This window comes from Rhizobium sp. H4, from assembly GCF_003013335.1.
GTDB lineage: Bacteria > Pseudomonadota > Alphaproteobacteria > Rhizobiales > Rhizobiaceae > Rhizobium > Rhizobium sophoriradicis.
This window is the reverse complement of sequence record NZ_PSOW01000002.1, coordinates 271820-294122: the sequence shown is the minus strand read 5'-3', so window position 1 is coordinate 294122 and position 22303 is coordinate 271820. Positions and strand designations below refer to the sequence as shown.

The following is a 22303-nucleotide window of genomic DNA, read 5'->3' as shown; positions in this document are numbered from 1 at the left end:
CTCATTGTCCTAACCGTTCAAGGAGGTCGGGAACATGAACCTGGTCGGTCTTGTAGTTGCCGGTCAGCATATACATCATGATGTTGACGCCGGAACGATAGGCATATTCGCGCTGCCCTTCGTCGGAAGGCACGGTCGGCAGCATCGGCACGCCGTTGTCGTCGACCGCCCAGGCACCGGCAAAATCATTGCCGGTGATCAGGATCGGCGAAACGCCGTCGGCCGTCGCTGCCGATTTTTCGGTCGCTTCACGGCCGCCGCCCTGCCGGGCCTCGATCCATAGAGGGCTGCCGGCGTAACGGCCGGGAAAGCTCGACAGGAGGTAGAAGGATTTCGTCAGCACGTGATCTGATGGCACCGGCTCGAGTGGCGGAATGTCGAGATTGGCGAGGATCGCCTGCAGCCTCTGGCCGTTGGCGCTGACGTTGCCGCCATTGTCCAATGCGCTGATCTGATCGCGCGTATCGAAAAGCACGGTGCCGCCGTTGCGCATATAGGCGTCGATGCGGCTGATCGCCGCCGATGACGGCATTGGCGCCGTTGCCGAAACCGGCCAGTAGATGATCGGATAGAAGGCGAGTTCGTCCTTGGTGAGGTCGATGCCTACGGGCGGCGCCGGCTCCAGCGTCGTGCGGAAGGTCAGGAACTGGGTGAGGCCCTCGAGGCCGCGCTCGGATATATTGTCCACCTCCTGTTCGCCGGTGACGACATAGGCGAGGTGGGTGTTGTCGAGCCGCTGCAAGATGAGGTCGTCGCCGGGTTGAGAGTCGTTGGCGTGCAGCGTGCCGGGCTGCAGCAGGAAGCCAGCGCCGAGCGCGATTGCGATCACGCTCATGGTGCGGACAGCCGGGCGCAAGCGCGAGAAGGCGCCGTTCATGAAGAGGACGATCAGGCTGTCGGCCAGCAGCAGCAGAAAGGCGGCGAGAAAGAGCGCGGGTTTTGCCGACCAGCTTTCGCCGCCGATCAAGCCTTCGCGCACGGCAGTCGTCCCTGCCGTGTCGAGCGGCTTCAGTTCGGCCTCCTCCGGCAGCACGTTCAACGAGGTGAAACCTTCTTCTGAACCATAAAGCCCGGGCGGATTGTCGAAATTTGCCGTCGGCACCGTTCCGGCCTTTGGAGTGAGCGGCCGCGCTGAACCTGTCTCGGAGACGAGGGTGCCCTTGGCCGTCAGCATGCGGAACGGTGGCAGAGTCTCGGCCACACGCGCATTGCCGCGGGCCTCCGGGGTCACGCCGCCCGAGCGCGATATCTGGAGGAGATGACGCAACATGTCGACAAAAGTACCCGAAATCGGCAGATCCGACCATGTCGCTTCGGCAGTGACGTGAAACAGAACGATCTGGCCGGATGCGAGCTGCTTCATCGTCACGAGCGGGGTGCCGTCGGCGAGGCTCGCCCAGGTGCGTTCGGCAAGATCGGGCGTGGGTTCGGCAAGCACCTGCCGCTTGACGACGACGTCGGCAGGACGCGCTATGCCCGAGAAAGGCCCGAAATTTGGAAATTCGGCCAGCGACTGCGGCTCGCTCCAGGACAATGTGCCGCCGAGCGCCCGTTCTCCCTGCCGCAGAATGACGGGAATGAGCGGGTCGTCGGCAGGTGCTGCCGCCATGCGCGGACCGGCGAAGCGCAAGAGCATGCCGCCATTCGATATCCAGTGCGTCAGAGGTTCGTAGGTGTCCTCCGGCAGCCGACCGATATCGGCCATGATGATGATCGAGGGATTGCTGGCGAGAAGTTTCGGGATGGCGACCGAAAGATCGGAATCGCCGGGCTGGATCAGATCCGCATAGGGCTGCAGCGCCCGCTGGATATAATAGAGCGGCGACAGCAGCGGCTGGAACTCATCCCCGCTTGCTCCCGACAGCAGCACCACACGGCGGCGCTTGAATGCGTCGTCGAGAAGATGGACCGCGCCTGACGTCGCGCCATTGTCGACGCTGATGCGCGCGAAATCGTTGCGCATCTCGAAGGGGGCGGTGATCGAACTCGTTGCCACGCTTTGGCCCGGACGGAAGTCCACCCTGCCGTTGGCGATCGAGCGGCCCTGGCTATCGACGGCGTTCAGCGCTACGGATGCGGCATGCGAAGGGTTGAGGCGCGTGACTTTGACGGTCATGGCATCGGCCGTATTGTTGGCCGAGGTGATCGCAATCGTCCGCGCGGCGTCCCCCTCGATCAGGCGCAGATCAGTGGGCTGGAGTTCGGCTAGCTGACGTACCGTGGCGTCGTCGGCCTTGGCGGCGGCGCCGTCGGTCAGAAAGGCGAGGGTGCCAGGCTTGATGCCGTTCAGGGCGGAGCGCAGCGCCTGGAAGGCGCGCTCGCGGTCCGGCACCAGCGGCCGCGGCTCGGCGGCGCGCAGCTTGTCGCGGGCGGCCGCGGCGGTGCCGGGCACGGCGTCGTTGGTCGGATCGGCGGTAAATGCGATCGACACCGGCATGCCGGCGGATTCGGCATCGTCTATCAGCGCGTCGGCGGTCTGGACGCGGCGCTCCCAATCGGGTGCGGCGGCCCAGCTGTTGTCGACGAAGAGGACGAGCGGGCCGCCCGATGCGAGCGAACCGGTGCGCGGATTGAAGACCGGATCGGCGATCGCGAAGATGATGGTGGCGGCGAGCAGCATGCGCAGCAGCGTCAGCCACCAGGGGCTCTGGGCCGGCGTCTCTTCGCGCTTCAGCACCGATGCAAGGATCTTCAGCGGCGGAAAGATCTCGCTCTTCGGATGTGGCGGCGTCAGCCTGAGCAGCCACCAGATCACCGGCAGGGCGATGAGGGCGCCGAGAATGGCGGGATAGGCGAAAGCGAAGGGAAGGGCGTTCATAGCTGCCCTCCATGCGTCGCCTTGGCCGGCATGCCGGACAAATACATGTGCACCGCGACCAGCGCTTCGGAGGCGAGGTGATCTGTGCGATGGGTCGTGAAGGTCCAGCCGAGATGGCGCAGCGACTGGCCGAGGCTCTCCCTGCGGGCGAGGTAAGCGTTGCGATAGGCCTCGCGGATATGTTCGGCGCGACCGGAGATCAGCTTGGCGCCGGTCTCGGGATCGGTGAATTCGGTGCGGCCGCTATAGGGAAAGATTTCCTCGGCGGGGTCCGATATCTCGACCACGTGGCCGCGCAGGCCGCGGCGGGCAAGCGGGCCGAGCCGCTCCATGATCGCCGGCGCGTCGTCGAGGAAATCGCCGATGAGGACGAGGTCGCTCCAGCCGCGGATCATCCCCGTTTCCGGCAGGCCGCCGGTCAGCGGCGCGTGCATCAGCGCGGAGGCGAGGCGTTCTGCTGCATTGCGGGTGGAGGCGGGTTCCATGATGCCGGGGCAGCCGATGCGTTCGCCGGAGCGAGACAGGATTTCGGCCAGCGCCAGCATGACGACCAGCGCCCGGCTTTCCTTGGAGGCGCTGCCGTAGCTCGACTTGTACATCATCGAAGGCGACATGTCGCACCAGAGCCAGATCGTATGCGCTGCCTCCCATTCGCGCTCGCGCACATAGGTATGGTCGTCGCGGGCGGAACGGCGCCAGTCGATGCGCGACAGGCTCTCACCCTCGGCATAGGGACGGAACTGCCAGAAATTCTCGCCGATACCACGCTTGCGGCGGCCATGCCAGCCGGCGATCACCGTGTTGGCGATGCGCTTGGCTTCCACCAGGCAGTCCGGCATCAGCGCGGCCCGCTGCCTGGCGCGGGAAAGGGCATCGCTGCCTGACGTCGGGTTGACGATCTGTCCGATAGATGCCACGCGTCCGGCTTCCTTATCCCTTTGCCTGCTTCACCAGTCCGGCGATGACGTCGCGCACCGACATGCCTTCGGCGCGGGCGGCGAAAGTCAGCGCCATGCGGTGCTGGAGAATGGGTTCGGCCAGCGCCAAGACATCGTCGAGAGATGGGGCGAGACGGCCTTCGTAAAGCGCCCGGGCGCGCGCGCAAAGCATCATCGCCTGGCCGGCGCGAGGGCCCGGACCCCAGGCGACGTTCTTGTCCGTAGACGCATTGCCCTGTCCGGGGCGAGCAGAGCGGACCAGCGAAAGGATGGCGTCGACGACCGTCTCGCCAACCGGCATCTGGCGCACCAGGGTCTGGATTTCGATCAGCCGCTGCGCATCGATGATCGCCTGCGGCCGGGTTTCGCCGAGGCCTGTCGTCTCGAGCAGGATCTGGCGCTCGGCGGCGAGCTCGGGATAGTTGACGTCGACCTGCAGCAGGAAACGGTCGAGCTGGGCTTCGGGCAGGGGATAGGTGCCTTCCTGCTCCAGCGGGTTCTGGGTGGCGAGCACATGGAAGGGCGCCGGCAGGTCATAGCGCTGGCCGGCAATCGTGATATGATATTCCTGCATCGCTTGCAGGAGCGCCGACTGGGTACGCGGCGATGCGCGGTTGATCTCGTCGGCCATCAGGAGCTGGGCGAAGACCGGGCCCTTGACGAAACGAAAGGAGCGGCGGCCGCTGTCGTCCTGGTCCATGACTTCGGAGCCGAGAATATCGGAAGGCATAAGGTCGGGCGTGAACTGGATGCGGTTGGCGGCAAGGCCGAGCACTTCGCCGAGCGTCGTCACCAGCCTCGTCTTGGCAAGGCCGGGCACCCCGACGAGTAGGGCATGACCGCCGGAGAGCACGGCGAGAATGGTGTTCTCGACGACGCTTTCCTGACCGAAGATCACCTTAGAGACTTCTGTGCGGATGGCGGCGATATCGGAGAGCGCCTTCTCGGCGGCGGCGACGGTCGCCTTTTCATCGAGGCTGGCTTCGGTCTTCATCATACCCATGGGCATCTCCAACGGCTGAATTCATTCGGCAGCGAATCGGCGGACTTATACATCTGCCTCATACTCGATAGAGTTATGGAGATGCGACGGGCTGACAAGTTCGTTGCGAATGACTATCTCGTGACTTCACTTCGTTAAGGACAAACCGGGACGGAAGAATGGCAGCCGAGGAAATCAGCGGACAGACGGATGCGGCGGGACTTGCCGCACTGATTTCGCGCGCGTCCGAGGAACACAGCGGTAAAAAACGTGGACTTGCGCCGGTCGACCGGTGGAATCCGCCTTTCTGCGGCGATATCGACATGGAGATCAGGGCCGACGGCACTTGGTTCTACATGGGCACGCCGATCGGCCGGCCAGCCTTGGTGCGGCTGTTTTCGACGGTCTTGAGGAAGGACGAGGACCAAAAGACCTATCTCGTAACGCCTGTGGAAAAGGTCGGGATAAGGGTCGTCGACGCGCCGTTCATCGCTGTGGAGATGAGCGTGACGGAGGGGCAAGGCAAACAGGTGCTGACATTTCGCACCAATGTCGGCGATGTCGTGGAGGCGGGAGGAGAGCATCGGCTGCGTTTCGCCATTGCAGGCGGCAATGCCGAACTGAAACCCTATCTGCATGTGCGCGGGCGGCTGGAGGCGCTTGTGTCGCGTGCAGTGATGTATGAACTGGTCGCACTCGGTGAGATCCTCGACGTGAGGGGGCGGGCGATGTTTGCGATCCGCTCCGCCGGCGAGGTCTTCCCGGTGATGCCGGCCGACGAACTGGATGCGCTTTCCCGATGAACGATGCGATCACCCACCGTTATCCGCTGTTTTCCGCAGCTGAATTCCGCCGCCGTGCGCTCAATCAGAATGGCGGACCGGTCGACCATGCCTGGCGCGATCATGGAGACCATGTCCTCAACCCCGATATTGTCGCCGAGGTCGAGACCTTCAAGCTGCGCGATGCTGCAGTGCTCGTGCCCGTCGTCGACGACGGCGAGGAGGCGCAGGTGATCTTCACCAAACGCACGGCGACACTGCGCAAACATTCCGGACAGATCGCCTTTCCCGGCGGCTCGATCGATCCCGCCGATATCTCGCCCGAAATGGCGGCGGTGCGTGAGACGGAGGAGGAGATCGGCCTTCCCGGCTCCTTCGTGGAAACCGTCGGGCGGCTGCCGAACTATCTGGCCTCCACGGGCTTCCGCATCACGCCGGTGCTCGGTGTCGTGACACCGGGCTTCGATTTGACGCTGAATCCGGCGGAGGTGGACGATGTGTTCGAAGTGCCGCTTTCCTTTCTGATGAACCCTGCCAATCACAGCCGCGACAAGCGGGTCATCGACGGCATCGACCGGCATTTCTACCGCATGCCCTTTGAAACCAGGATGATCTGGGGCATCACCGCCGGCATCGTCCGCACGCTCTATGAAAGGCTTTATGCATGACCGGCCTTGCCGACCAAGCATGGTTCCGCGACCCGGCGCTCGGCCGGATCCTTGCGCTTCTCAACGACGATGATGGGGCCGATAACGGGGAAGCTCGGGTTGTGGGCGGGGCGGTGCGCAACAGCCTGATGGGCCTGCCGGTCAGCGATATCGATATCGCCACGACGCTGACGCCCGAGATCGTGATCGAGCGGGCAATGGCGGCCGGTATCAAGGCGGTGCCGACCGGCCTGCAGCACGGCACGGTGACGCTTGTCATCGACGGCAAGCCCTTCGAGGTGACGACGCTTCGAACCGACGTCGAGACCGATGGGCGCCATGCCAAAGTCGCTTTCAGCACCGACTGGAAGGCCGATGCCGAGCGGCGGGATCTGACGATCAACGCGCTCTATGCCGATGCGAGAGGCGAGGTGGTCGATCTCGTCGGCGGGCTTGCAGATATAGAAACGCGCAACATCCGCTTCATCGGCGATGCGGCAAAGCGTATCGCCGAGGACCATCTGCGCATTCTGCGCTTCTTCCGTTTCTTTGCCTATTACGGTTCCGGGCGCCCGGATGCCGAAGGTCTGAGGGCCTGCGCGGCGGCGCGTTCGAAACTGAAGACGCTGTCGGCCGAACGCGTCTGGTCGGAGCTCAGAAAACTGCTTGGCGCCGCCGATCCCGGCCGAGCGCTGCTCTGGATGCGGCAGGTGGCGGTGCTGACGGAGATCCTGCCGGAATCGGAACGATGGGGGATCGATGCAATCCCTTCGCTGGTCGCTACCGAAAAGGCGCTCGGCTGGGCGCCCGATCCGCTGCTGCGGCTTGCCGCGATCGTGCCGCCCGACGCGGCGCGGCTGGAGGCGCTTGCGGCCCGGCTGAAGCTCTCGAATGCTGAAGCTGCCACTCTCAAGGCCTGGGCGATGACGGCACCGGTCAACGACGAAATGTCGTCGGCCGCCTTCGAGCAGCTGCTTTACCGCAACGGTGCGGAAGGCATCATGACGCGCCTGAAGCTGGCGCTTGGCGTCGCACGGGGGAAGGCCGAGGGCGATCTCGGCGAGATGGCGCGCTCGGCGCGGCTCGGCAAGCTCCTAGATCGGGCCATGAAATGGAAAAAGCCGCAGTTTCCGGTGAATGGCGCAGACGTGATCGCGGCGGGCATCCCATCGGGCCCGCGCGTTGGCGAACTGCTTGGCAGCTTGGAAAATCAGTGGGTGGATGAGAATTTCGCTTCCGATCGAGCAGCACTGCTCGCGAGGTTGCGGGAACGCTTGCAATAGATGACCCGTCGTCGCGTCCGGCGGACGCGGCGCTGCTATCGTCGTTGGTGCCAGGACTCGGCCACCGGCCGTCAGGCGGCGGTGGCTTCGTCGCGGATGCGGGCCTTGATGTTGTCAACCATGTTTTCGCGTATCGTGGTTTCGCCGTGAGCGGTCTTCAGGTGCTCGACGGCGCGGCGGACCACTTCCGCGTCATTATCCGCCCGGGTGTGCCAAGCGCAGCCGGGAACAAGCGTTCCGCATTCGAAAAGTCGCATGGTCTTCTCCTCTGTCTGAAACACAACGGCCATCGCGTTTGCGCGCGATTGATGAAATGTACGGAGGAAGGGAAGGTTCCGGCCGGCGCGATGGTGACGACCGGAGAAGGTCTTTCAGTCGGGCATCGCCCAGGCTTTGTAGCAATCCGAGAGATGGCTGGGCGTGTTGCTGTTGGCCGCGTCGTTCTGCAGTTCCTCTGGCGACTTTCCGCCGGCCAGCTGTAACTTGACCTGCTCGATGAAGCAGGACAGGGGCAGATCCGAGCCGCTCTTGGCCCGCAGCTTCTCGGCGATGCGTATCAGGAACTCGGGTGTGTCGATGGCACGGAATGTTTCCTGGACATCCGTCGACGCAGGCGAGCCGCTTTGTGTCGTCATGACAATCCTCCTCCGATTGTTACGCACGTACATATAAAGTTAGGACTCACTGAATTTTTATGAAGGTCCCTCGGTTCGAATTTATCGATGAGATCTCACAGTCTCACGGCCAGCGTACGACGGGTGGCAGCGAGGAGAGAATGGACTCGACGTTGCCGCCGGTCTTCAGGCCGAAGATCGTGCCGCGATCATACAGCAAATTGAATTCGACGTATCGGCCGCGACGGATCAATTGTTCGTCACGATCGGCTTCCGTCCACAGCTTGTTGAAGTTGGAACGAACGATCTTCGGATAGACCATGGCGAAGGCCCGGCCGACATCGCGGGTGAAGGCGAAATCAGCGTCCCAGCCGCCGGTTTCCTCGCTCGAATGCAGCCAGTCATAGAAGATGCCGCCGATGCCGCGGGGCTCGTTGCGGTGCTTCAGGAAGAAATAGTCGTCGCACCAGGCCTTGTAGGCATGGTAGTCGGCGACGGCGTGATTGCGGCAGGCGATCTCCATCGCCTTGTGGAAGAGCTGGCTGTCCTCGTCCTCCTGGGTGCGGCGGCGCGACAGCACCGGCGTCAGGTCGGCGCCGCCGCCGAACCAGCGGCTTGTGGTGACCACCATGCGGGTGTTCATATGCACGGCCGGGACATTGGGGTTGACGGGATGGGCGATCAGCGAGATGCCGGAGGCCCAGAAACGCGGATCGTCCTTGGCGCCGGGTATCTGCGCACGGAATTCCGGCGAGAATTCGCCGTACACCGTGGAGGTGTGGACGCCGACCTTCTCGAAGACGCGCCCTTCCATCATCGACATCCGGCCGCCGCCGTCGGCGCCGTTTTCGCGCGACCAATCCTTGGCGACGAAGCGGCCGGGCTCCTGATCGGAGAGCGGACCTTCCAATGCGTCTTCAAGAGCCTCGAAGGAGGCGCAGATCGTATCGCGCAGCCCTTCGAACCACTTGCGGGCGGCCTCCTTCTTCTCCTCGATATCGTCGGGCAAGCCGATCGGCAGTTCCGGTCTTTCCATTTGCGCCTCCAGCGGCCGACCTCCGCTAGGGAAACGACTCGCTCATTCTTGATTGCACCTCCGGTTTAGCAGGTGGTGCCGCATCTCGCCAAGCCGGCGGGCACGGGCATGGCAGCCAAGATTCGACTCGCAAATCAGCGATTTCGATACTACCTTTCCTCTGCAGAGGTAGGTTTGATGGCGAAAATTCCAGGACCTCCGTCCTTCGACGGCCTGAAGCGCAGAATGGCGAAACACCGGGCGGAAAATCCGACCCGCAAGAAAGACCATTTCGTGCGTCAGACATATTGCCTCGGCTTGATCGACGCACGCGCCAAAGCGCGCGAATGGTTCGACGAATATCCGAAAGCGGCCTATTGGACCGAGGTGGAGAGCTGGCGCCAGCTCGACGGCGACCGGATCGAGTTCACGATGCGCCGCCTGCCTTCGGCCGATTGACCCTCACTCGGCTGCCGGCCGCACGCGGCTTTCGATCAGTAGGCCGCTTTCATCCATGATCGGATGCGCTACCGAAACGATATGGGCGTTGATCCGCTTCAAGTCGCGCAGCATGTCGAGATGCAGCGAGCTCGTCTGCAGGCTGTCGGCACGGCCGTCGCGCAGGCGTTCGAGATGATGTTCGGCCGACTGCTTTTCCATCCGGCGCACCTCGACCTTCGTCTCCATCATCCGACGCGCGAGATTGAAGTCGCGGGTGACGAAGATGGTCTGGGCGACACGCAGATTGTCGATTGTCAGATCGAACAGCTTCCTTAGTTCCTGGTGGCCGTCCTCGGAAAATTTCAGGGCGAGCGAAATCTTCTTCGCCACCTGTTCCGCCAGGCCCTTCTCGATGATGTCGCCCATATGTTCGAGATTGATCGCATAATCGATGACGACGATCGAGCGGCGGGCGTTTTCGTCGCTGAGGCCGTCGCGACCGAGCTTGGAGAGATACACCTTCACCGCCTGCTGCAGCTTGTCGACACGCTCTTCGAGGGCCGCAATTTCCGAAAGCTTGGATGAATCGTTGTCTTCAAACGCCTCGGAGACCCGCATCAGCATGCGTTCAATGAGGTCCCCGATGCCGAGCACCTCGCGGGTGGCGCTGGTCAGAGCAATGACAGGCGTCGAAAGTTCATGGGCATCCAGATATTTTGGGGCGGTGTCCGGCTCGGCCTGATCCGGCACCAGCCGGGTCATCAGAGTGGAGAGCGGTCTCGAGAAGGGCCAGGCGAGAGCGGCCAGCAGAAGATTGAAGGCGAGATGCGCGTCGACCGGCAGCTTAGCCGGGCCGAAGGGCAGCATCTGGATGAGGTCGGCGCCATAGCCGGCCAGCGGCAAGGCGATCAGGCAGCCGAGCGTGCGGACGGCGAGATTGCCGAGTGTCACGCGCCGGGCCGAAACCGGGCCGCCCAAGGTCGCGACGACGGGCGGGATTGCGCCGCCGAGATTGGCGCCGAGCACCAGCACGATGACGAGCTCGGCGGAGATGAGGCCGGCGGAGGCGAGCGACAGGATGAGGACCACGACCGCGAGGCTCGACGACGACACGAACGCAAGTGCCGCCGAAAACAGCAGCGCGACGGGCAGTGCGCCGTCCAACAGGCCGATGAAAGCGGCAAGAGCCGGAGAGGTGCGCATCGGCTCCGTCGCAAGGCCGAGCAGATGCAACGACAATAACATCAGCCCGATCCCGACAAGCGCGATACCGCCGCCGCTGCTCGTGCCGGAACGGCTGCGGCAAAGAACAATGCCTACAAGGATTAGCAGAGGAGAGAGCCATTCAATCCCCGTGGCGACAATCCAGGCAGTGATGGCGGTGCCGACATTGGCGCCGAGCAGGACGATCTGCGCCATGCGCGGCCTGATCAGATCACGCTCTACGAAAGAGGCAGTCATCAATGCCGTTGCCGTCGAGCTCTGTAGAGCGACGGTTGCGACTAGGCCTGATATAAAGGACCGAAAACCACCGCGCGTGCCGGTCGCAAGTCCTGTTCTGAGCCGGGCGCCGAAGGCCCTGGTTACGCCTTCCTTGACCTGCGCAAGGCCGAACAGCAGCAAAGCGACGGCGCCGAGCAGGTTGATCATGATGACCGTGGAATCCATTTTTAGTTTTTATTCTTCCTTCATCTGTTGGCGAGACCAGGCTTGAGTGACGCCTCTCCAAGCCGCTGAAATCGCAGCCGTCCTGCGATATTTTTTGATTGCCCGGCTAATAAATATAGGCCGATCCGGCGGATTGGCAATGTCAATTTCCGACGCATTCCGGGGCTTGGGCCCATTCCGCGCTGGCCGCGCTCAAGTCCAGACGGTCTGGCGCATCGCTTCGCCGACGATCATCGCGGCCGAGACGGCGACGTTTATGGAGCGCTGGCCTTCGACCATAGGGATCAGGATACGGGCATCGGCCCTTTCATGCACATGGTCCGGGACGCCGGCGCTTTCCCGGCCGAGAAGCAGGATGTCGTCTGAACGGAAGGTGAAATCGGAGTAGCGATCCGCTGCCTTGGTCGAAGCGAGGATCAGGCGGCGGCTGGTCGTGGCGCGCCATGCTTCGAAGCGATCCCAACTGACATGGCGGGTCAGCGCGGCGGCGGCGATATAATCCATTCCCGATCGTTTCAGGTTGCGATCGGAAACGTCGAAGCCGGCGGGCTCGATCAGATCGACCGCGAAGCCGAGGCAGGCGGCAAGACGCAGGATCGTGCCGGTATTGCCTGCTATATCCGGCTGGTAGAGTGCCAGTCTGAGGTCGGTCATGATGCGCCGTTTGTTTCGTCGGGATGCGAGACACCTAAAGCAACCGGCATTCTGCTGCAACAGGGCGCATTTTGGCCCAGATACGGTCAATTTACGCCATTAAGGGGCTGGAAATTTCGCGATTTTCGCGTTATCGATGCACGTCTTCAATCGCCAGCAGGGAGGGCCGACATGAATATTTTGCTCATTATGCGCTTTCCCGCCGTGATGCCGATCAAGGCGACATGGCGCCGCTAGTGCGCGTTTCTTCCTGAAATCCCCTTTTGATCCATTGTGCGGCTGTTTCAGCCTCGCCCCTTGAACGTTCGGTTCCCATATGTGCTTGCAGTGCGCTCAGGTGGCGCGAAGCCGGGAGCCGAGACGCTGATGTTTCGGAGCAATTTCATGTTTGGCTGGTTCGAACAGCGACTCAATCCCTTTCCGAGCGAGGAGCCTGTCGCTCCGCCCAAAGGTCTTTTTGCCTTTTGCTGGCACTACAGCAAGCCGGCAGCACCCTGGCTCGGCCTGATGGCGTTGCTGACGGCGTCGATCGCCGTCGGCGAAGTGGCGCTCTTTCAATTTCTTGGCGACATCGTCGACTGGCTGACCAATGCCGACCGCGCCACCTTCCTGCAGACGGAAGGCCACAAGTTGTTCTGGATGGCGGTGCTGGTGTTGGTCGGCCTGCCGCTGGCGGCCGGCCTGGATTCCCTCATCATGCACCAGATGCTGCTCGGCAATTACCCGATGATGGCGCGCTGGCAGATGCACCGCTTCCTGCTGCGCCACAGCATGACGTTCTTCGCCAATGAGTTTGCCGGGCGTGTCGCGACAAAGGTGATGCAGACCTCGCTTGCCGTGCGCGAAACGGTGATGAAGGTCCTCGACGTCTTCGTTTACGTCGTCAGCTATTTCCTGACGATGATCATCGTCATTGCGGCCGCCGACTGGCGACTGATGATCCCGATCCTCGTTTGGCTCGCCATCTATATCAGCATCGTCTCTTATTTCGTGCCGCAGCTTCGCAAGATCTCGGCGCAGCAGGCGGATGCACGTTCGATGATGACGGGACGCGTGGTCGACAGCTACACGAACATCGCCACCGTCAAGCTGTTTTCGCATGCGGGCCGCGAGGAGGTTTATGCCAAGCAGGGCATGGACGAGTTCCTGCAGACCGTGCACAGGCAGATGCGCAAGGTGACGCTCTTCCACATCAGCGTCTACGTGAACAACTGCGTCGCGCTCTTTGTCGTCTCGGGCCTGTCGATCTGGTTCTGGCTGAACGGTGCGATTTCGGTCGGTGCGATCGCCATCTCCATCGGTCTTGCCATGCGCGTCAATGGCATGTCGCAATGGATCATGTGGGAAGTCTCGGCCCTGTTCGAGAATATCGGCACGGTCTACGACGGCATGGAGATGATGAGCAAGCAGCACGACATCGTCGACAAGCCGGGTGCGCCTGCCATGACGGCGAAGAAGGGCGCAATCCACTACGAACGCATCCGCTTCCACTACGGCAAGAGCAAGGGCATCATCGACAACCTGTCGCTCGACATCAAGGCGGGCGAGAAGGTTGGTCTCGTCGGGCGCTCCGGTGCCGGCAAGACGACGCTGATGAACCTGCTGCTGCGCTTCTACGACCTGGAGGGCGGCCGCATCACCATCGATGGCCAGGATATATCCGGCGTCTCACAGGAAAGCCTGCGCTCGCTGATCGGGGTAGTAACGCAGGATACCTCGCTACTGCATCGCTCGATCCGCGACAACATCGCCTACGGCCGACCGGAGGCGACGGACGCCGAAGTGATCGAGGCCGCCAAGCGCGCCAATGCTTGGGAGTTCATCGAAGGGCTCGTCGACATGCAGGGGCGCCAAGGGCTCGACGCGCAGGTCGGCGAACGTGGCGTCAAGCTGTCCGGGGGCCAGCGGCAGCGCATCGCGATCGCTCGCGTCTTCCTGAAGGATGCGCCGATCCTGGTGCTCGACGAGGCGACCTCGGCGCTCGATTCTGAAGTCGAGGCAGCGATCCAGGAAAACCTCTTCGCGCTGATGGAAGGCAAGACGGTGATTGCGATCGCCCACCGGCTGTCGACGCTGACCGAGATGGACCGGTTGATCGTGCTCGACAAGGGCCGGATCATCGAAGCCGGCTCGCATACCGAACTGATCGAAAATGGCGGCATCTACGCCGATCTCTGGAACCGTCAGTCCGGCGGCTTCCTCTCCGATCATGCGGAAGAGGCGGAAGAGGCGGCGGAATGATCAAAAGGCCCTCCCTGGGAGAGCAGGGAGGGCCTTTTGAGTTGTTAAACTGTTTTCTACTTGCCAATGGGGAACAGGGCGCCGTTTCCCCTGTTCAAAGACTGTCAGCCCAGTCAATCACCCGGTCATGTTCGACGACCACAATGGTGTTGGCGGCCGCGAGCGTGCGCAGCGTGCTGATGCGGCGGCGTTCCTCGGTGTCGAGCCAGGCGGCGATGGCCTCGGCGACGATCAGATCGCGCGGCAGCGCCAGGTCGGCGGCCAGGGCATCCAACCTTGCTGCGAGCGGAAGCGGAATATGCGCATCGAGCATTTTCGTTTCCATGGCCTTCCCTCCGTTGAAGCGCGATCCTATCGTCAGATTGTGACCGGTTGGCGAGCAATCAATGGCGATGCCGCCGATGTTACCGATCATTACAAAAATATAAGATTGCGACCCCTTATCATTCCCTTTGCCGCTCTGCCCATTCCGCCTATATCGCTTCCATGTTTCTGCGACCCATCTTCCGCCTGTTCGAGACCTGGATCGATCCGTTCCGCCCGCGCGCCAATCTTCAGCCGCCGCAGGCAACGCTCGGCTTCATCTGGTTCTATATCGGCCAGACGAGGATGCCGTTCATCGCCATGCTCATACTTGGCGGCGCATCGGCGGCAATCGAAGCCGCACTTTTCTGGTTCGTCGGACGCCTCGTCGATATTCTCGCCAGTATTACGCCCGGTGCCGGCTGGAGCGGTCTTCTCGCGGCCCATGGCGGCGAACTGTTCGGCATGCTCGCCCTGATCGGGCTGGTGCGCTTCGTCGTCGCCTTTCTGATTGCCCTCGTCGATCAGCAGGTGATCACCCCGGGCTTCTACAATCTAGCACGTTGGCAATCTTATCTCCACGTCTCAAGGCAATCATTGTCGTTCTTTCAGAGCGATTTTTCCGGGCGCATCGTCACCAAGGTCTGGTCGGCCGGCCAGGCAACCGGCGATCTCGTCACCTCGCTGATGGAAAGCGTCTGGTTTGTCGGAATATATGCGGTCACGACGCTGGTGCTGGTCGCCCGGCTGGACTTTTCCCTTGCCGCCGTCGTGCTGTTCTGGCTTTGCGCCTTCAGCCTGCTTGCCCGCCACTTCGTCCCGCGGATTCGCCATCATTCCCGCGAGACGGCGGAAGCCGGATCGATGCTGAACGGCAGGATGGTCGATTCCTACAGCAATATGCAGACGCTGAAGCTGTTTGCCCGCGACGAAGAGAGCGACCGCTACATGCGCCAGGGCTTCGATATCTATCAGGATACGGTGCTGCGCTTCACGCGGTTCATCACCGGGGTCAGGGCCTCGATGGCGCTGCTCTCCGGCCTGATGATCGTGACGATGGCAGGCTTGAGCGTAGATCTCTGGCTGCGCGGCATGGTCAGTTCCGGTGCGGTGGCATTCTCGCTGGCACTGGTGCTGAGGCTGAATTTCCTGCTCGGACGGCTGATGACGCAGTTCAACGGCATCATGCGCAATCTCGGCACCATCCAGAATGCCGCCGAGTTGATCTCCCAGCCACTCGGGCTCGTCGACCGCGCCGATGCGAAAAGCTTGGTGATCCGCCAGCCCGGCATTCGGTTCGAGAATGTCTCCTTCCGCTATGGCAAGGATCAGCAGCCGGTCGTCGAGAACTTCTCCCTGACCATCCGCCCGGGCGAAAAAGTCGGGATTGTCGGCCGTTCGGGCGCGGGAAAATCGACGTTGATGAACCTGCTGCTACGGCTCTACGACCTCCAGGAGGGCCGCATCCTCGTCGATGGCCAGGACATATCGGCCGTAACCCAGGAAACGCTGCGGATGCAGATCGGCGTTGTCAGCCAGGATACTTCGCTGCTGCATCGTTCAGTGCGCGACAATATCTTGTTCGGACGGCCGGACGCCGGCGAGGAGCGGCTGATCGAGGCGGCGCGGCGCGCCGAAGCCATCGATTTCATCGCCCGCCTGCAGGACCAGCAGGGCCGCAGAGGCTTCGATGCACATGTCGGCGAGCGCGGCGTCAAATTGTCGGGCGGCCAGCGGCAGCGCATCGCCATTGCCCGGGTGATGCTGAAGGACGCGCCGATCCTGGTTCTCGACGAAGCGACGTCGGCGCTCGATTCGGAAGTGGAAGAAGCGATCCAGTCCAATCTGCATCGGATCATGGAGGGCAAGACCGTCCTTGCGATCGCCCACCGGCTGTCGACGATCGCTGCGCTCGACCGGCTGATCGTCGTCGATCTCGGCCGGATCATCGAGGAGGGCAGCCACGACGAACTGCTGCGCCAGGGCGGGCTCTATGCCGAACTTTGGGCGCGGCAGTCCGGCGGCTTCCTCGCGGCGGACGAGGATCTCGGCTCAGGGGTCGATGGCGAATTCCGCCATGAGGCCAAAATGGTTTGATCCATAGCTGTCGGCGATGCGGCGGACCGATTTCAGCCGCAGGGGCGCTTTGCTGAAGATGTGGTCGATCGGAATGCCGAAGGGGCCTGCTGCGATCGGCCATGTCGCGGGTTCCAGCGACACCGTGCCCAGGCCCTGGCTGCGCATAAGAGACTGCACGTCAGGCGCCAGGATCGAAGTGTTAAAATCACCGGCGAGCACGAGCGGTCCCGGCAGGGAGGGAATAACCTCCGCAAGATCTGCAATTTCCAGGCCGTGGAATTCGTCGTAATAGGGCTTGGTCAGGTGCGCGGCGAGGAAATTGACCTTCCGGCCGTCGAAATCGATGGTCGAAATCGTCAGCCGGTTGCGCCAGAGGAGGCCGAGGTTACGGATGCGGGGCTCGATGAGCGGGCGCTTCGACAGGACGAGCGTATCGCATTGCTCCATGCCGATGCCGCAGCCGACGTAATAGGGGTAGGTCTTCAGGAGCCGCGGCAGTTCGGACAGCAGCGGCTCGGCCTCGAGGATATTGACGACGTCAGCGCCCGAGGCGATGACCATGTCGGCAATTGCAGGGCCGTTTGCGAAATTATCGTTCTCGATGTTGAAGGACATCAGCCGGAAGATAGCCGGGCGGCTCTCGTCGACGGCGGGCTCGACGAATTCGCGCGCCATCACCACGCCATGGACGGCAAGGACCAGCGACACGGCGAGCGTCAGCAGCGCATACCAGTGCCGCTTGACCAGGAGGGCTGCGAGGGAAGCGGCCGCTGCCGCCACAGCCAGATGGACCTGGAAGCTGTAAAAAAGGGAAAGCAGATAGAAATTCGTGACGTAGCGCAGCGAGACAATAGCGAGGACGAACGTGGTGAGGACGCTGAATACGCAGAAAATCGTGTCTCTCATTCGCTTTGGTCCGGCTCGCTGGCTTGGCTGCCGATGCGCCTATCACGCCGGCTTTTTTGTTGCAATGCAGCATAATCGCGAGCTGGTGTTTGCCTTAGAAAATTGATCGGAAATTTCCCGCGACATTGTGCCCTCGTGCCCTTGTCAAGGCTGGACATAATTTGCGATCAAGCTTAGAACGCGCCGGATTGCCGGGGAATCTATGGCCGAATTGTGTCTGGATCGATTCGTCGGCAGAGGGGGCAGGGCGGAATTCCGCGATAATTGCGCAGAGGATGGTTAAGCCGTGAGCGAACACGAAACGACAAGCGAGGCTTCGACAGAGCCCACTCGCCGTGATTTCCTTTATCTCACCACCGGTATGGCGGGTGCTGTGGGCGCCGCTGCGGTTGCGTGGCCGTTCATCGATCAGATGCGCCCGGATGCGTCGACGCTGGCGCTGGCTTCTATTGAGGTCGATGTCGCAAGCCTCGAGCCCGGCATGTCCTTGACCGTGAAATGGCGCGGCAAGCCGATCTTCATCCGCAATCGCACACCTGAGGAAGTGAAGGCCGCAGCCGATGTTCCGCTGGCCGACCTCAAGGATCCTGTTGCCCGCAATGCAAACCTTCCCGCCGAAGCTCAGGCGACGGGTGTCGACCGTTCGGGCGGCGCGGGCAAGGAAAACTGGATCGTCATGATCGGCACTTGCACCCATCTCGGCTGCGTTCCGCTCGGCCAGGCCGGCGAATACAATGGTTGGTTCTGTCCCTGCCATGGCTCGGTCTACGACACGGCCGGCCGCATCCGGAAGGGTCCTGCGCCTGAGAACCTGGCGATCCCGACCTTTTCATTCGTGTCCGATACCAAAATCAAGATCGGTTGAGGGGAGACTGATTCATGAGTGGCCATTCCAGCTACGAACCATCAACCGGCTTCGAGAAATGGGTCGATGCGCGCCTGCCGCTGCCGCGCATGGTCTATGACAGCTTCGTGGCATATCCGGTTCCGCGAAACCTGAACTATGCCTATACCTTCGGAGCCATGCTCTCCGTCATGCTGGTCGTGCAGATCCTGACGGGCATCGTGCTCGCCATGCATTACGCCGCCGACACGATGATTGCATTCAACTCCGTCGAAAAGATCATGCGCGACGTCAACCACGGCTGGCTGCTGCGCTACATGCATGCCAACGGCGCATCCTTCTTCTTCGTCGCCGTCTACCTGCATATCGCCCGCGGCCTCTATTACGGTTCCTACAAAGCGCCGCGTGAAATCCTCTGGATCCTCGGCGTCGTCATCTACCTCCTGATGATGGCGACCGGCTTCATGGGCTACGTCCTGCCCTGGGGCCAGATGTCCTTTTGGGGCGCGACCGTCATCACCGGCTTCTTCTCGGCCTTCCCGATGATCGGTGAATCGCTCCAGCAGTTCCTGCTCGGCGGCTTTGCCGTCGAACAGCCGACGCTGAACCGCTTCTTCTCGCTGCACTACCTGCTGCCCTTCATGATCGCCGGCGTCGTCGTCCTGCACATCTGGGCGCTGCACGTCACCGGCCAGACCAACCCGACGGGCGTCGAGGTCAAGACGAAGACGGACACGGTGCGCTTCACGCCCTATGCGACGATGAAGGATGCGCTCGGCGTATCGGTCTTCCTGCTGGTCTATGCCTATTTCGTCTTCTACATGCCGAACTTCCTCGGCCATGCCGACAACTACATCCCGGCCGACCCGTTGAAGACGCCGGCCCACATCGTTCCGGAATGGTACTTCCTGCCGTTCTACGCGATGCTGCGTTCGATCACCTTCAACATCGGCCCGATCGACTCCAAGCTCGGCGGCGTGCTGGTGATGTTCGGTGCGATCATCGTGCTGTTCTTCCTGCCCTGGCTCGACACGTCCAAGGTTCGCTCGGCGGTCTACCGTCCCTGGTACAAGCTTTGCTTCTGGCTGTTCGTGATCAACGCGATCATCCTCGGTTGGCTCGGATCGCAGCCGGCGGAAGGTGACTTCGTCTGGATCTCTCAGGTCTGCACGCTCCTCTACTTCGCCTTCTTCCTGGTTGCCATGCCGGTGCTCGGCCTGATCGAGACGCCGCGCCGCATTCCGAACTCGATCACCGAAGCGGTGCTCGAGAAGCGCAACAAGACAGCTGCCGCCGGTGCAGCGGCCAATGCGTAAGCGCGCGACGGAAGGGAACAGAAACATGAAAACGCTTGTTGCAAGCATTCTCTCGCTCGCTGTCGTTGCCGGTCTCAGCGGCGCGGCTCTGGCCGAGGAGGCGCCCGCCAACGGTGCGGCTCCGGCCCATCACGCCGAAGGTGAGACGCCGCATTATCCGCTGAAGCACCCGAAGGAGGAGGATTGGTCTTTCGCCGGTCCGTTCGGCCACTACGACAAGGGCCAGCTCCAGCGCGGCCTCAAGGTCTACACGGAAGTCTGTGCAGCCTGTCATTCGATGAAGCTCGTGCCTTTCCGCACGCTCGGCGAACTCGGCTATTCCGAGGCGCAGGTGAAGGCCTTCGCCGCGAATTATGAAGTCCAGGATGGTCCCAACGCCAGCGGCGAGATGTTTACCCGCAAAGCGGTTCCTTCCGATTACTTCCCGTCGCCTTTCCCTAATGCTGAAGCCGCGGCTGCTTCCAACAATGGCGCGGCTCCGCCCGATTTTTCGCTGATCGCCAAGGCCCGCTCAGTCGAGCGTGGCTTCCCGCAATTCGTCTTCGACATCTTCACCCAGTATCAGGAAAGCGGCCCGGATTACATCCACGCACTGCTGACCGGCTATGAAGAGCCGCCGGCGGGTTTCCAGGTGCCGCAGGGTGGACATTATAACCCTTACTTCAATGCTGCTGCCGTTCTCGCCATGCCGAAGCCGCTCTCCGATGGCCAGGTGACCTATGACGATGGCGCGCCGGCGACCGTCGAACAGTATTCGAGGGATGTCACCGCCTTCCTGATGTGGGCTGCCGAGCCGCATCTCGAAGAGCGCAAGCGCACCGGCTTCATGGTCATGGTCTTCCTGGCGATCTTTACGGTGCTGATCTATCTGACGAAGCGCTCGATCTACGCCAACAAGGAACACTGAGCGTTCCATTCCGAATTCGAAGGGCGGCTTGCGAGCCGCCTTTTTTGTTTGTTCCGCTCCCGCCAATTGATAGGGTGCGGGTGAAACACGAATGAGTTAGAGCACGATGTCGTCGAACTCGCTCACACTTTTCGGCGTCATGCTCTAATGCATGTCGCCCGGAGGTGTGCCACGCTTTCGGGACAACACGCAAAAAAAATGCGCTAAAGCGCGTCGCTTGAATCAGGTTTGACGCGGCGCGCTTTGGTTTCATGCCTCGCAGATATGGACTTTCGATGGACAAAAATACGACTTCGGAGCTTGCAGCCAGCATTCGCTCCATTCCCGATTACCCCAAGCCCGGCATCATTTTCCGCGACATCACCACGCTGCTCGGCAACCCCCGCGCTTTCCGCCGGGCGGTCGACGAACTTGTTCAGCCCTATGCAGGCACGAAGATCGATAAGATCGCCGGCATGGAGGCGCGCGGCTTCATCCTCGGCGGTGCGGTGGCGCATCAGCTTTCCTCAGGCTTTGTTCCGATCCGCAAGAAGGGCAAGCTGCCGCACGATACCGTGCGCATCGCCTACAGCCTCGAATATGGCGTCGACGAGATGGAGATGCACCGCGATGCGGTGCAGCCCGGCGAGAAGGTGATCCTGGTCGATGACCTGATCGCCACAGGCGGCACGGCGGTGGGGGCTACGAAGTTGCTGCGCCAGATCGGCGCGGAGGTGGTCGGCGCCTGCTTCGTCATCGATCTCCCCGATCTCGGTGGCCGCAGGAAGCTCGAAGAGCTCGGAGTCGTCGTGCACACGTTGGTCGAATTCTCCGGGCATTGATCCTTCTTCACCCCGGCACCAGCGGCGTCAGTCGAAATCGAGGACGCCGCTCTCGAAGCGCATCACAGCCTCGCCATTCTGATTGACGCCTTCGCAGAGGATCGTGTTGAGGTGCCAGCCCGGCCGCGACGCGAGCGGCCGGCTGGAGAGGAAGGCGACGGAATAGGTTACGACATCGCCCGCAAAGACGGGCCGCAGCCATTGTAGTTTCTGAAAGCCGGGTGAGGGGCCGAGCTTGGGTGACGTCTGGCCCTTTTCGGCGAGCATGACGCTTTGCCTTTGCCAGAAGGCGAGGAAGGTTCGCATCCAAGCGGCGGTGGTGTGCCAGCCGGAGGCGCAGAGGCCGCCGAAGAGGGTATTTTTCGCGGCCTCCTTGTCGACATGAAAACGCTGAGGATCATAACGTGTCGCGAAGCGGATGATGTTTTCCTCGGTAAAAGTGTATCTGCCGATCTCGGCCTTCTCGCCGACGGCGTAAAGCTCGGACATTCTCATCGCGACACCTCCGGACCCATACCGTCTTCAGGGCGCGTGCGGATCATGACCGAATTCTCCGAAAGGCAGACGAGTTCGCCGCGCTGATTTTCCACCACATGACGGAACTTGACGATGCCAATGCCAAGGCGCGAGCGCATCAGCCGGGCTTCGAGGACGGTCGAGTGGCCGTCCAGCGTGTCGCCGGCCAGCACCGGTTTTCGCCATTCCATCAGATCGATGCCCGGAGCGCCCTCGCAGTGCGCGTTCAGAATGTAGCTGTCGGCCATCATGCGCATCAGCATCGATGACGTATGCCAGCCGGAGGCGGCGAGCCCGCCGAGGATGCTGGCGCGGCCGGCGGCCTCGTCGAGATGCATCGGCTGCGGATCGAATTCCCTGGCAAATTCGATGATCTCCTCGGCAAGCACCGGCTTCGGACCTAGGGTGAAGCGCTGGCCGGGTGGGAAATCTTCGAAGAAAAGCTTTTCTGCCGACATTCGCTCCTCCGCCGTATGCAGGGCCTAGAACAGGATGATTTTAGGCCGAATCGGCCTAGAAATCTGAATC

22 protein-coding genes are annotated in these 22303 nt (G+C 62.0%); 10 read left to right on the top strand and 12 right to left on the bottom strand.

Annotated elements, in window-relative coordinates:
- Position 1: 1 nt before the first annotated feature.
- Genes C4N04_RS04165 through C4N04_RS04155 form a run of 3 tightly spaced genes read right to left on the bottom strand, consistent with a single transcriptional unit; the run spans position 2 to position 4759 of the window.
- A complete protein-coding gene (locus C4N04_RS04165; protein ID WP_106795484.1) occupies positions 2–2818 on the bottom strand; it encodes a DUF4159 domain-containing protein in 2817 nt (938 codons plus the stop codon).
- Positions 2815–3735 carry a DUF58 domain-containing protein gene (locus C4N04_RS04160; RefSeq protein ID WP_009992953.1) on the bottom strand — a complete coding sequence of 307 codons (921 nt, stop codon included), beginning with the start codon at positions 3733–3735 and terminating at the stop codon, positions 2815–2817. The genes C4N04_RS04165 and C4N04_RS04160 overlap by 4 nt, the downstream gene beginning before the upstream one ends.
- A 13-nt stretch (positions 3736–3748) precedes the next feature.
- Entirely contained in the window at positions 3749–4759 is a 1011-nt protein-coding gene (locus C4N04_RS04155) for a MoxR family ATPase (protein ID WP_106795483.1), read from the bottom strand.
- 158 nt (positions 4760–4917) lie between these two features.
- On the opposite strand from C4N04_RS04155, the gene C4N04_RS04150 reads away from it, so the two are divergent.
- Genes C4N04_RS04150 through C4N04_RS04140 form a run of 3 tightly spaced genes read left to right on the top strand, consistent with a single transcriptional unit; the run spans position 4918 to position 7450 of the window.
- A complete protein-coding gene (locus C4N04_RS04150; RefSeq protein ID WP_038690404.1) occupies positions 4918–5541 on the top strand; it encodes a DUF1285 domain-containing protein in 624 nt (207 codons plus the stop codon).
- A complete protein-coding gene (locus C4N04_RS04145; RefSeq protein WP_077990020.1) occupies positions 5538–6188 on the top strand; it encodes a CoA pyrophosphatase in 651 nt (216 codons plus the stop codon). Before C4N04_RS04150 ends, C4N04_RS04145 begins: the two co-directional genes overlap by 4 nt.
- Positions 6185–7450 (top strand): CCA tRNA nucleotidyltransferase, encoded by a 1266-nt coding sequence (locus C4N04_RS04140; RefSeq protein WP_077990021.1) that lies wholly within the window; start codon positions 6185–6187, stop codon positions 7448–7450. Before C4N04_RS04145 ends, C4N04_RS04140 begins: the two co-directional genes overlap by 4 nt.
- 71 nt (positions 7451–7521) lie before the next feature.
- Here the strand turns inward: C4N04_RS04140 and C4N04_RS04135 are convergent, their stop codons facing one another.
- The 3 genes from C4N04_RS04135 to hemF form a co-directional block, all read right to left on the bottom strand.
- Positions 7522–7707: a DUF1059 domain-containing protein gene (locus C4N04_RS04135; RefSeq protein WP_010029983.1), complete on the bottom strand. Its 186-nt coding sequence runs from the start codon at positions 7705–7707 to the stop codon at positions 7522–7524.
- Positions 7708–7821: 114 nt separating this feature from the next.
- Positions 7822–8085, bottom strand: a complete 264-nt coding sequence (locus tag C4N04_RS04130) for a hypothetical protein (protein WP_038690398.1) — start codon at positions 8083–8085, stop codon at positions 7822–7824.
- A 103-nt stretch (positions 8086–8188) separates the two neighbouring features.
- Positions 8189–9100 (bottom strand): oxygen-dependent coproporphyrinogen oxidase, encoded by a 912-nt coding sequence (hemF, locus tag C4N04_RS04125; protein WP_077990022.1) that lies wholly within the window; start codon positions 9098–9100, stop codon positions 8189–8191.
- A 177-nt stretch (positions 9101–9277) separates the two neighbouring features.
- On the opposite strand from hemF, the gene C4N04_RS04120 reads away from it, so the two are divergent.
- Positions 9278–9538, top strand: a complete 261-nt coding sequence (locus C4N04_RS04120) for a hypothetical protein (RefSeq protein ID WP_038690394.1) — start codon at positions 9278–9280, stop codon at positions 9536–9538.
- 3 nt (positions 9539–9541) lie between these two features.
- Here the strand turns inward: C4N04_RS04120 and C4N04_RS04115 are convergent, their stop codons facing one another.
- Entirely contained in the window at positions 9542–11188 is a 1647-nt protein-coding gene (locus tag C4N04_RS04115) for a Na/Pi cotransporter family protein (protein ID WP_077990023.1), read from the bottom strand.
- 192 nt (positions 11189–11380) lie between these two features.
- Positions 11381–11842 (bottom strand): tRNA (cytidine(34)-2'-O)-methyltransferase, encoded by a 462-nt coding sequence (locus tag C4N04_RS04110; protein ID WP_096762338.1) that lies wholly within the window; start codon positions 11840–11842, stop codon positions 11381–11383.
- A gap of 384 nt (positions 11843–12226) precedes the next feature.
- Here C4N04_RS04110 and C4N04_RS04105 point away from each other — a divergent pair, with 384 nt between their 5' ends.
- Positions 12227–14083, top strand: a complete 1857-nt coding sequence (locus tag C4N04_RS04105) for an ABC transporter ATP-binding protein (RefSeq protein WP_077990044.1) — start codon at positions 12227–12229, stop codon at positions 14081–14083.
- A gap of 94 nt (positions 14084–14177) precedes the next feature.
- Here the strand turns inward: C4N04_RS04105 and C4N04_RS04100 are convergent, their stop codons facing one another.
- On the bottom strand, positions 14178–14408 hold the full coding sequence (locus C4N04_RS04100) for a CopG family transcriptional regulator (protein ID WP_077990045.1): 231 nt from the start codon (positions 14406–14408) through the stop codon (positions 14178–14180).
- 161 nt (positions 14409–14569) lie between these two features.
- On the opposite strand from C4N04_RS04100, the gene C4N04_RS04095 reads away from it, so the two are divergent.
- Positions 14570–16483, top strand: coding sequence for an ABC transporter ATP-binding protein (locus C4N04_RS04095; protein WP_086156323.1), 1914 nt, complete (start codon positions 14570–14572; stop codon positions 16481–16483).
- Here the strand turns inward: C4N04_RS04095 and C4N04_RS04090 are convergent.
- Complete coding sequence (locus tag C4N04_RS04090; protein WP_106795482.1) at positions 16439–17371, bottom strand: endonuclease/exonuclease/phosphatase family protein; 933 nt, start codon at positions 17369–17371, stop codon at positions 16439–16441. The genes C4N04_RS04095 and C4N04_RS04090 overlap by 45 nt on opposite strands.
- A gap of 286 nt (positions 17372–17657) precedes the next feature.
- On the opposite strand from C4N04_RS04090, the gene petA reads away from it, so the two are divergent.
- The 4 genes from petA to C4N04_RS04070 all read left to right on the top strand — a co-directional run bounded on the left by petA (position 17658) and on the right by C4N04_RS04070 (position 21259).
- Positions 17658–18236: a ubiquinol-cytochrome c reductase iron-sulfur subunit gene (gene petA / locus C4N04_RS04085; RefSeq protein WP_009982651.1), complete on the top strand. Its 579-nt coding sequence runs from the start codon at positions 17658–17660 to the stop codon at positions 18234–18236.
- 14 nt (positions 18237–18250) lie between these two features.
- Positions 18251–19531 (top strand): cytochrome b N-terminal domain-containing protein, encoded by a 1281-nt coding sequence (locus C4N04_RS04080; protein ID WP_038690382.1) that lies wholly within the window; start codon positions 18251–18253, stop codon positions 19529–19531.
- Between the two features lie 25 nt (positions 19532–19556).
- Complete coding sequence (locus C4N04_RS04075) at positions 19557–20438, top strand: cytochrome c1 (protein WP_038690380.1); 882 nt, start codon at positions 19557–19559, stop codon at positions 20436–20438.
- Between the two features lie 275 nt (positions 20439–20713).
- Positions 20714–21259, top strand: coding sequence for an adenine phosphoribosyltransferase (locus C4N04_RS04070; protein WP_010058411.1), 546 nt, complete (start codon positions 20714–20716; stop codon positions 21257–21259).
- 27 nt (positions 21260–21286) lie between these two features.
- Here the strand turns inward: C4N04_RS04070 and C4N04_RS04065 are convergent, their stop codons facing one another.
- Positions 21287–21754, bottom strand: a complete 468-nt coding sequence (locus C4N04_RS04065) for a MaoC family dehydratase (RefSeq protein ID WP_077990027.1) — start codon at positions 21752–21754, stop codon at positions 21287–21289.
- Complete coding sequence (locus tag C4N04_RS04060; protein WP_106795481.1) at positions 21751–22233, bottom strand: MaoC family dehydratase; 483 nt, start codon at positions 22231–22233, stop codon at positions 21751–21753. Before C4N04_RS04060 ends, C4N04_RS04065 begins: the two co-directional genes overlap by 4 nt.
- Positions 22234–22303: the final 70 nt, after the last annotated feature.

Excerpts from the sequence above, each read along its gene's own strand:
- C4N04_RS04165 (WP_106795484.1), bottom strand. The coding sequence starts at position 2,818 with ATGAACGCCCTTCCCTTCGCTTTCGCCTATCCCGCCATTCTCGGCGCC.
- C4N04_RS04155 (WP_106795483.1), bottom strand. The coding sequence starts at position 4,759 with ATGGGTATGATGAAGACCGAAGCCAGCCTCGATGAAAAGGCGACCGTC.
- C4N04_RS04150 (WP_038690404.1), top strand. The coding sequence starts at position 4,918 with ATGGCAGCCGAGGAAATCAGCGGACAGACGGATGCGGCGGGACTTGCC.
- C4N04_RS04145 (WP_077990020.1), top strand. The coding sequence starts at position 5,538 with ATGAACGATGCGATCACCCACCGTTATCCGCTGTTTTCCGCAGCTGAA.
- C4N04_RS04140 (WP_077990021.1), top strand. The coding sequence starts at position 6,185 with ATGACCGGCCTTGCCGACCAAGCATGGTTCCGCGACCCGGCGCTCGGC.
- C4N04_RS04135 (WP_010029983.1), bottom strand. The coding sequence starts at position 7,707 with ATGCGACTTTTCGAATGCGGAACGCTTGTTCCCGGCTGCGCTTGGCAC.
- C4N04_RS04130 (WP_038690398.1), bottom strand. The coding sequence starts at position 8,085 with ATGACGACACAAAGCGGCTCGCCTGCGTCGACGGATGTCCAGGAAACA.
- hemF (WP_077990022.1), bottom strand. The coding sequence starts at position 9,100 with ATGGAAAGACCGGAACTGCCGATCGGCTTGCCCGACGATATCGAGGAG.
- C4N04_RS04120 (WP_038690394.1), top strand. The coding sequence starts at position 9,278 with ATGGCGAAAATTCCAGGACCTCCGTCCTTCGACGGCCTGAAGCGCAGA.
- C4N04_RS04115 (WP_077990023.1), bottom strand. The coding sequence starts at position 11,188 with ATGGATTCCACGGTCATCATGATCAACCTGCTCGGCGCCGTCGCTTTG.
- C4N04_RS04110 (WP_096762338.1), bottom strand. The coding sequence starts at position 11,842 with ATGACCGACCTCAGACTGGCACTCTACCAGCCGGATATAGCAGGCAAT.
- C4N04_RS04105 (WP_077990044.1), top strand. The coding sequence starts at position 12,227 with ATGTTTGGCTGGTTCGAACAGCGACTCAATCCCTTTCCGAGCGAGGAG.
- C4N04_RS04100 (WP_077990045.1), bottom strand. The coding sequence starts at position 14,408 with ATGGAAACGAAAATGCTCGATGCGCATATTCCGCTTCCGCTCGCAGCA.
- C4N04_RS04095 (WP_086156323.1), top strand. The coding sequence starts at position 14,570 with ATGTTTCTGCGACCCATCTTCCGCCTGTTCGAGACCTGGATCGATCCG.
- C4N04_RS04090 (WP_106795482.1), bottom strand. The coding sequence starts at position 17,371 with ATGAGAGACACGATTTTCTGCGTATTCAGCGTCCTCACCACGTTCGTC.
- C4N04_RS04080 (WP_038690382.1), top strand. The coding sequence starts at position 18,251 with ATGAGTGGCCATTCCAGCTACGAACCATCAACCGGCTTCGAGAAATGG.
- C4N04_RS04075 (WP_038690380.1), top strand. The coding sequence starts at position 19,557 with ATGAAAACGCTTGTTGCAAGCATTCTCTCGCTCGCTGTCGTTGCCGGT.
- C4N04_RS04070 (WP_010058411.1), top strand. The coding sequence starts at position 20,714 with ATGGACAAAAATACGACTTCGGAGCTTGCAGCCAGCATTCGCTCCATT.
- C4N04_RS04065 (WP_077990027.1), bottom strand. The coding sequence starts at position 21,754 with ATGAGAATGTCCGAGCTTTACGCCGTCGGCGAGAAGGCCGAGATCGGC.
- C4N04_RS04060 (WP_106795481.1), bottom strand. The coding sequence starts at position 22,233 with ATGTCGGCAGAAAAGCTTTTCTTCGAAGATTTCCCACCCGGCCAGCGC.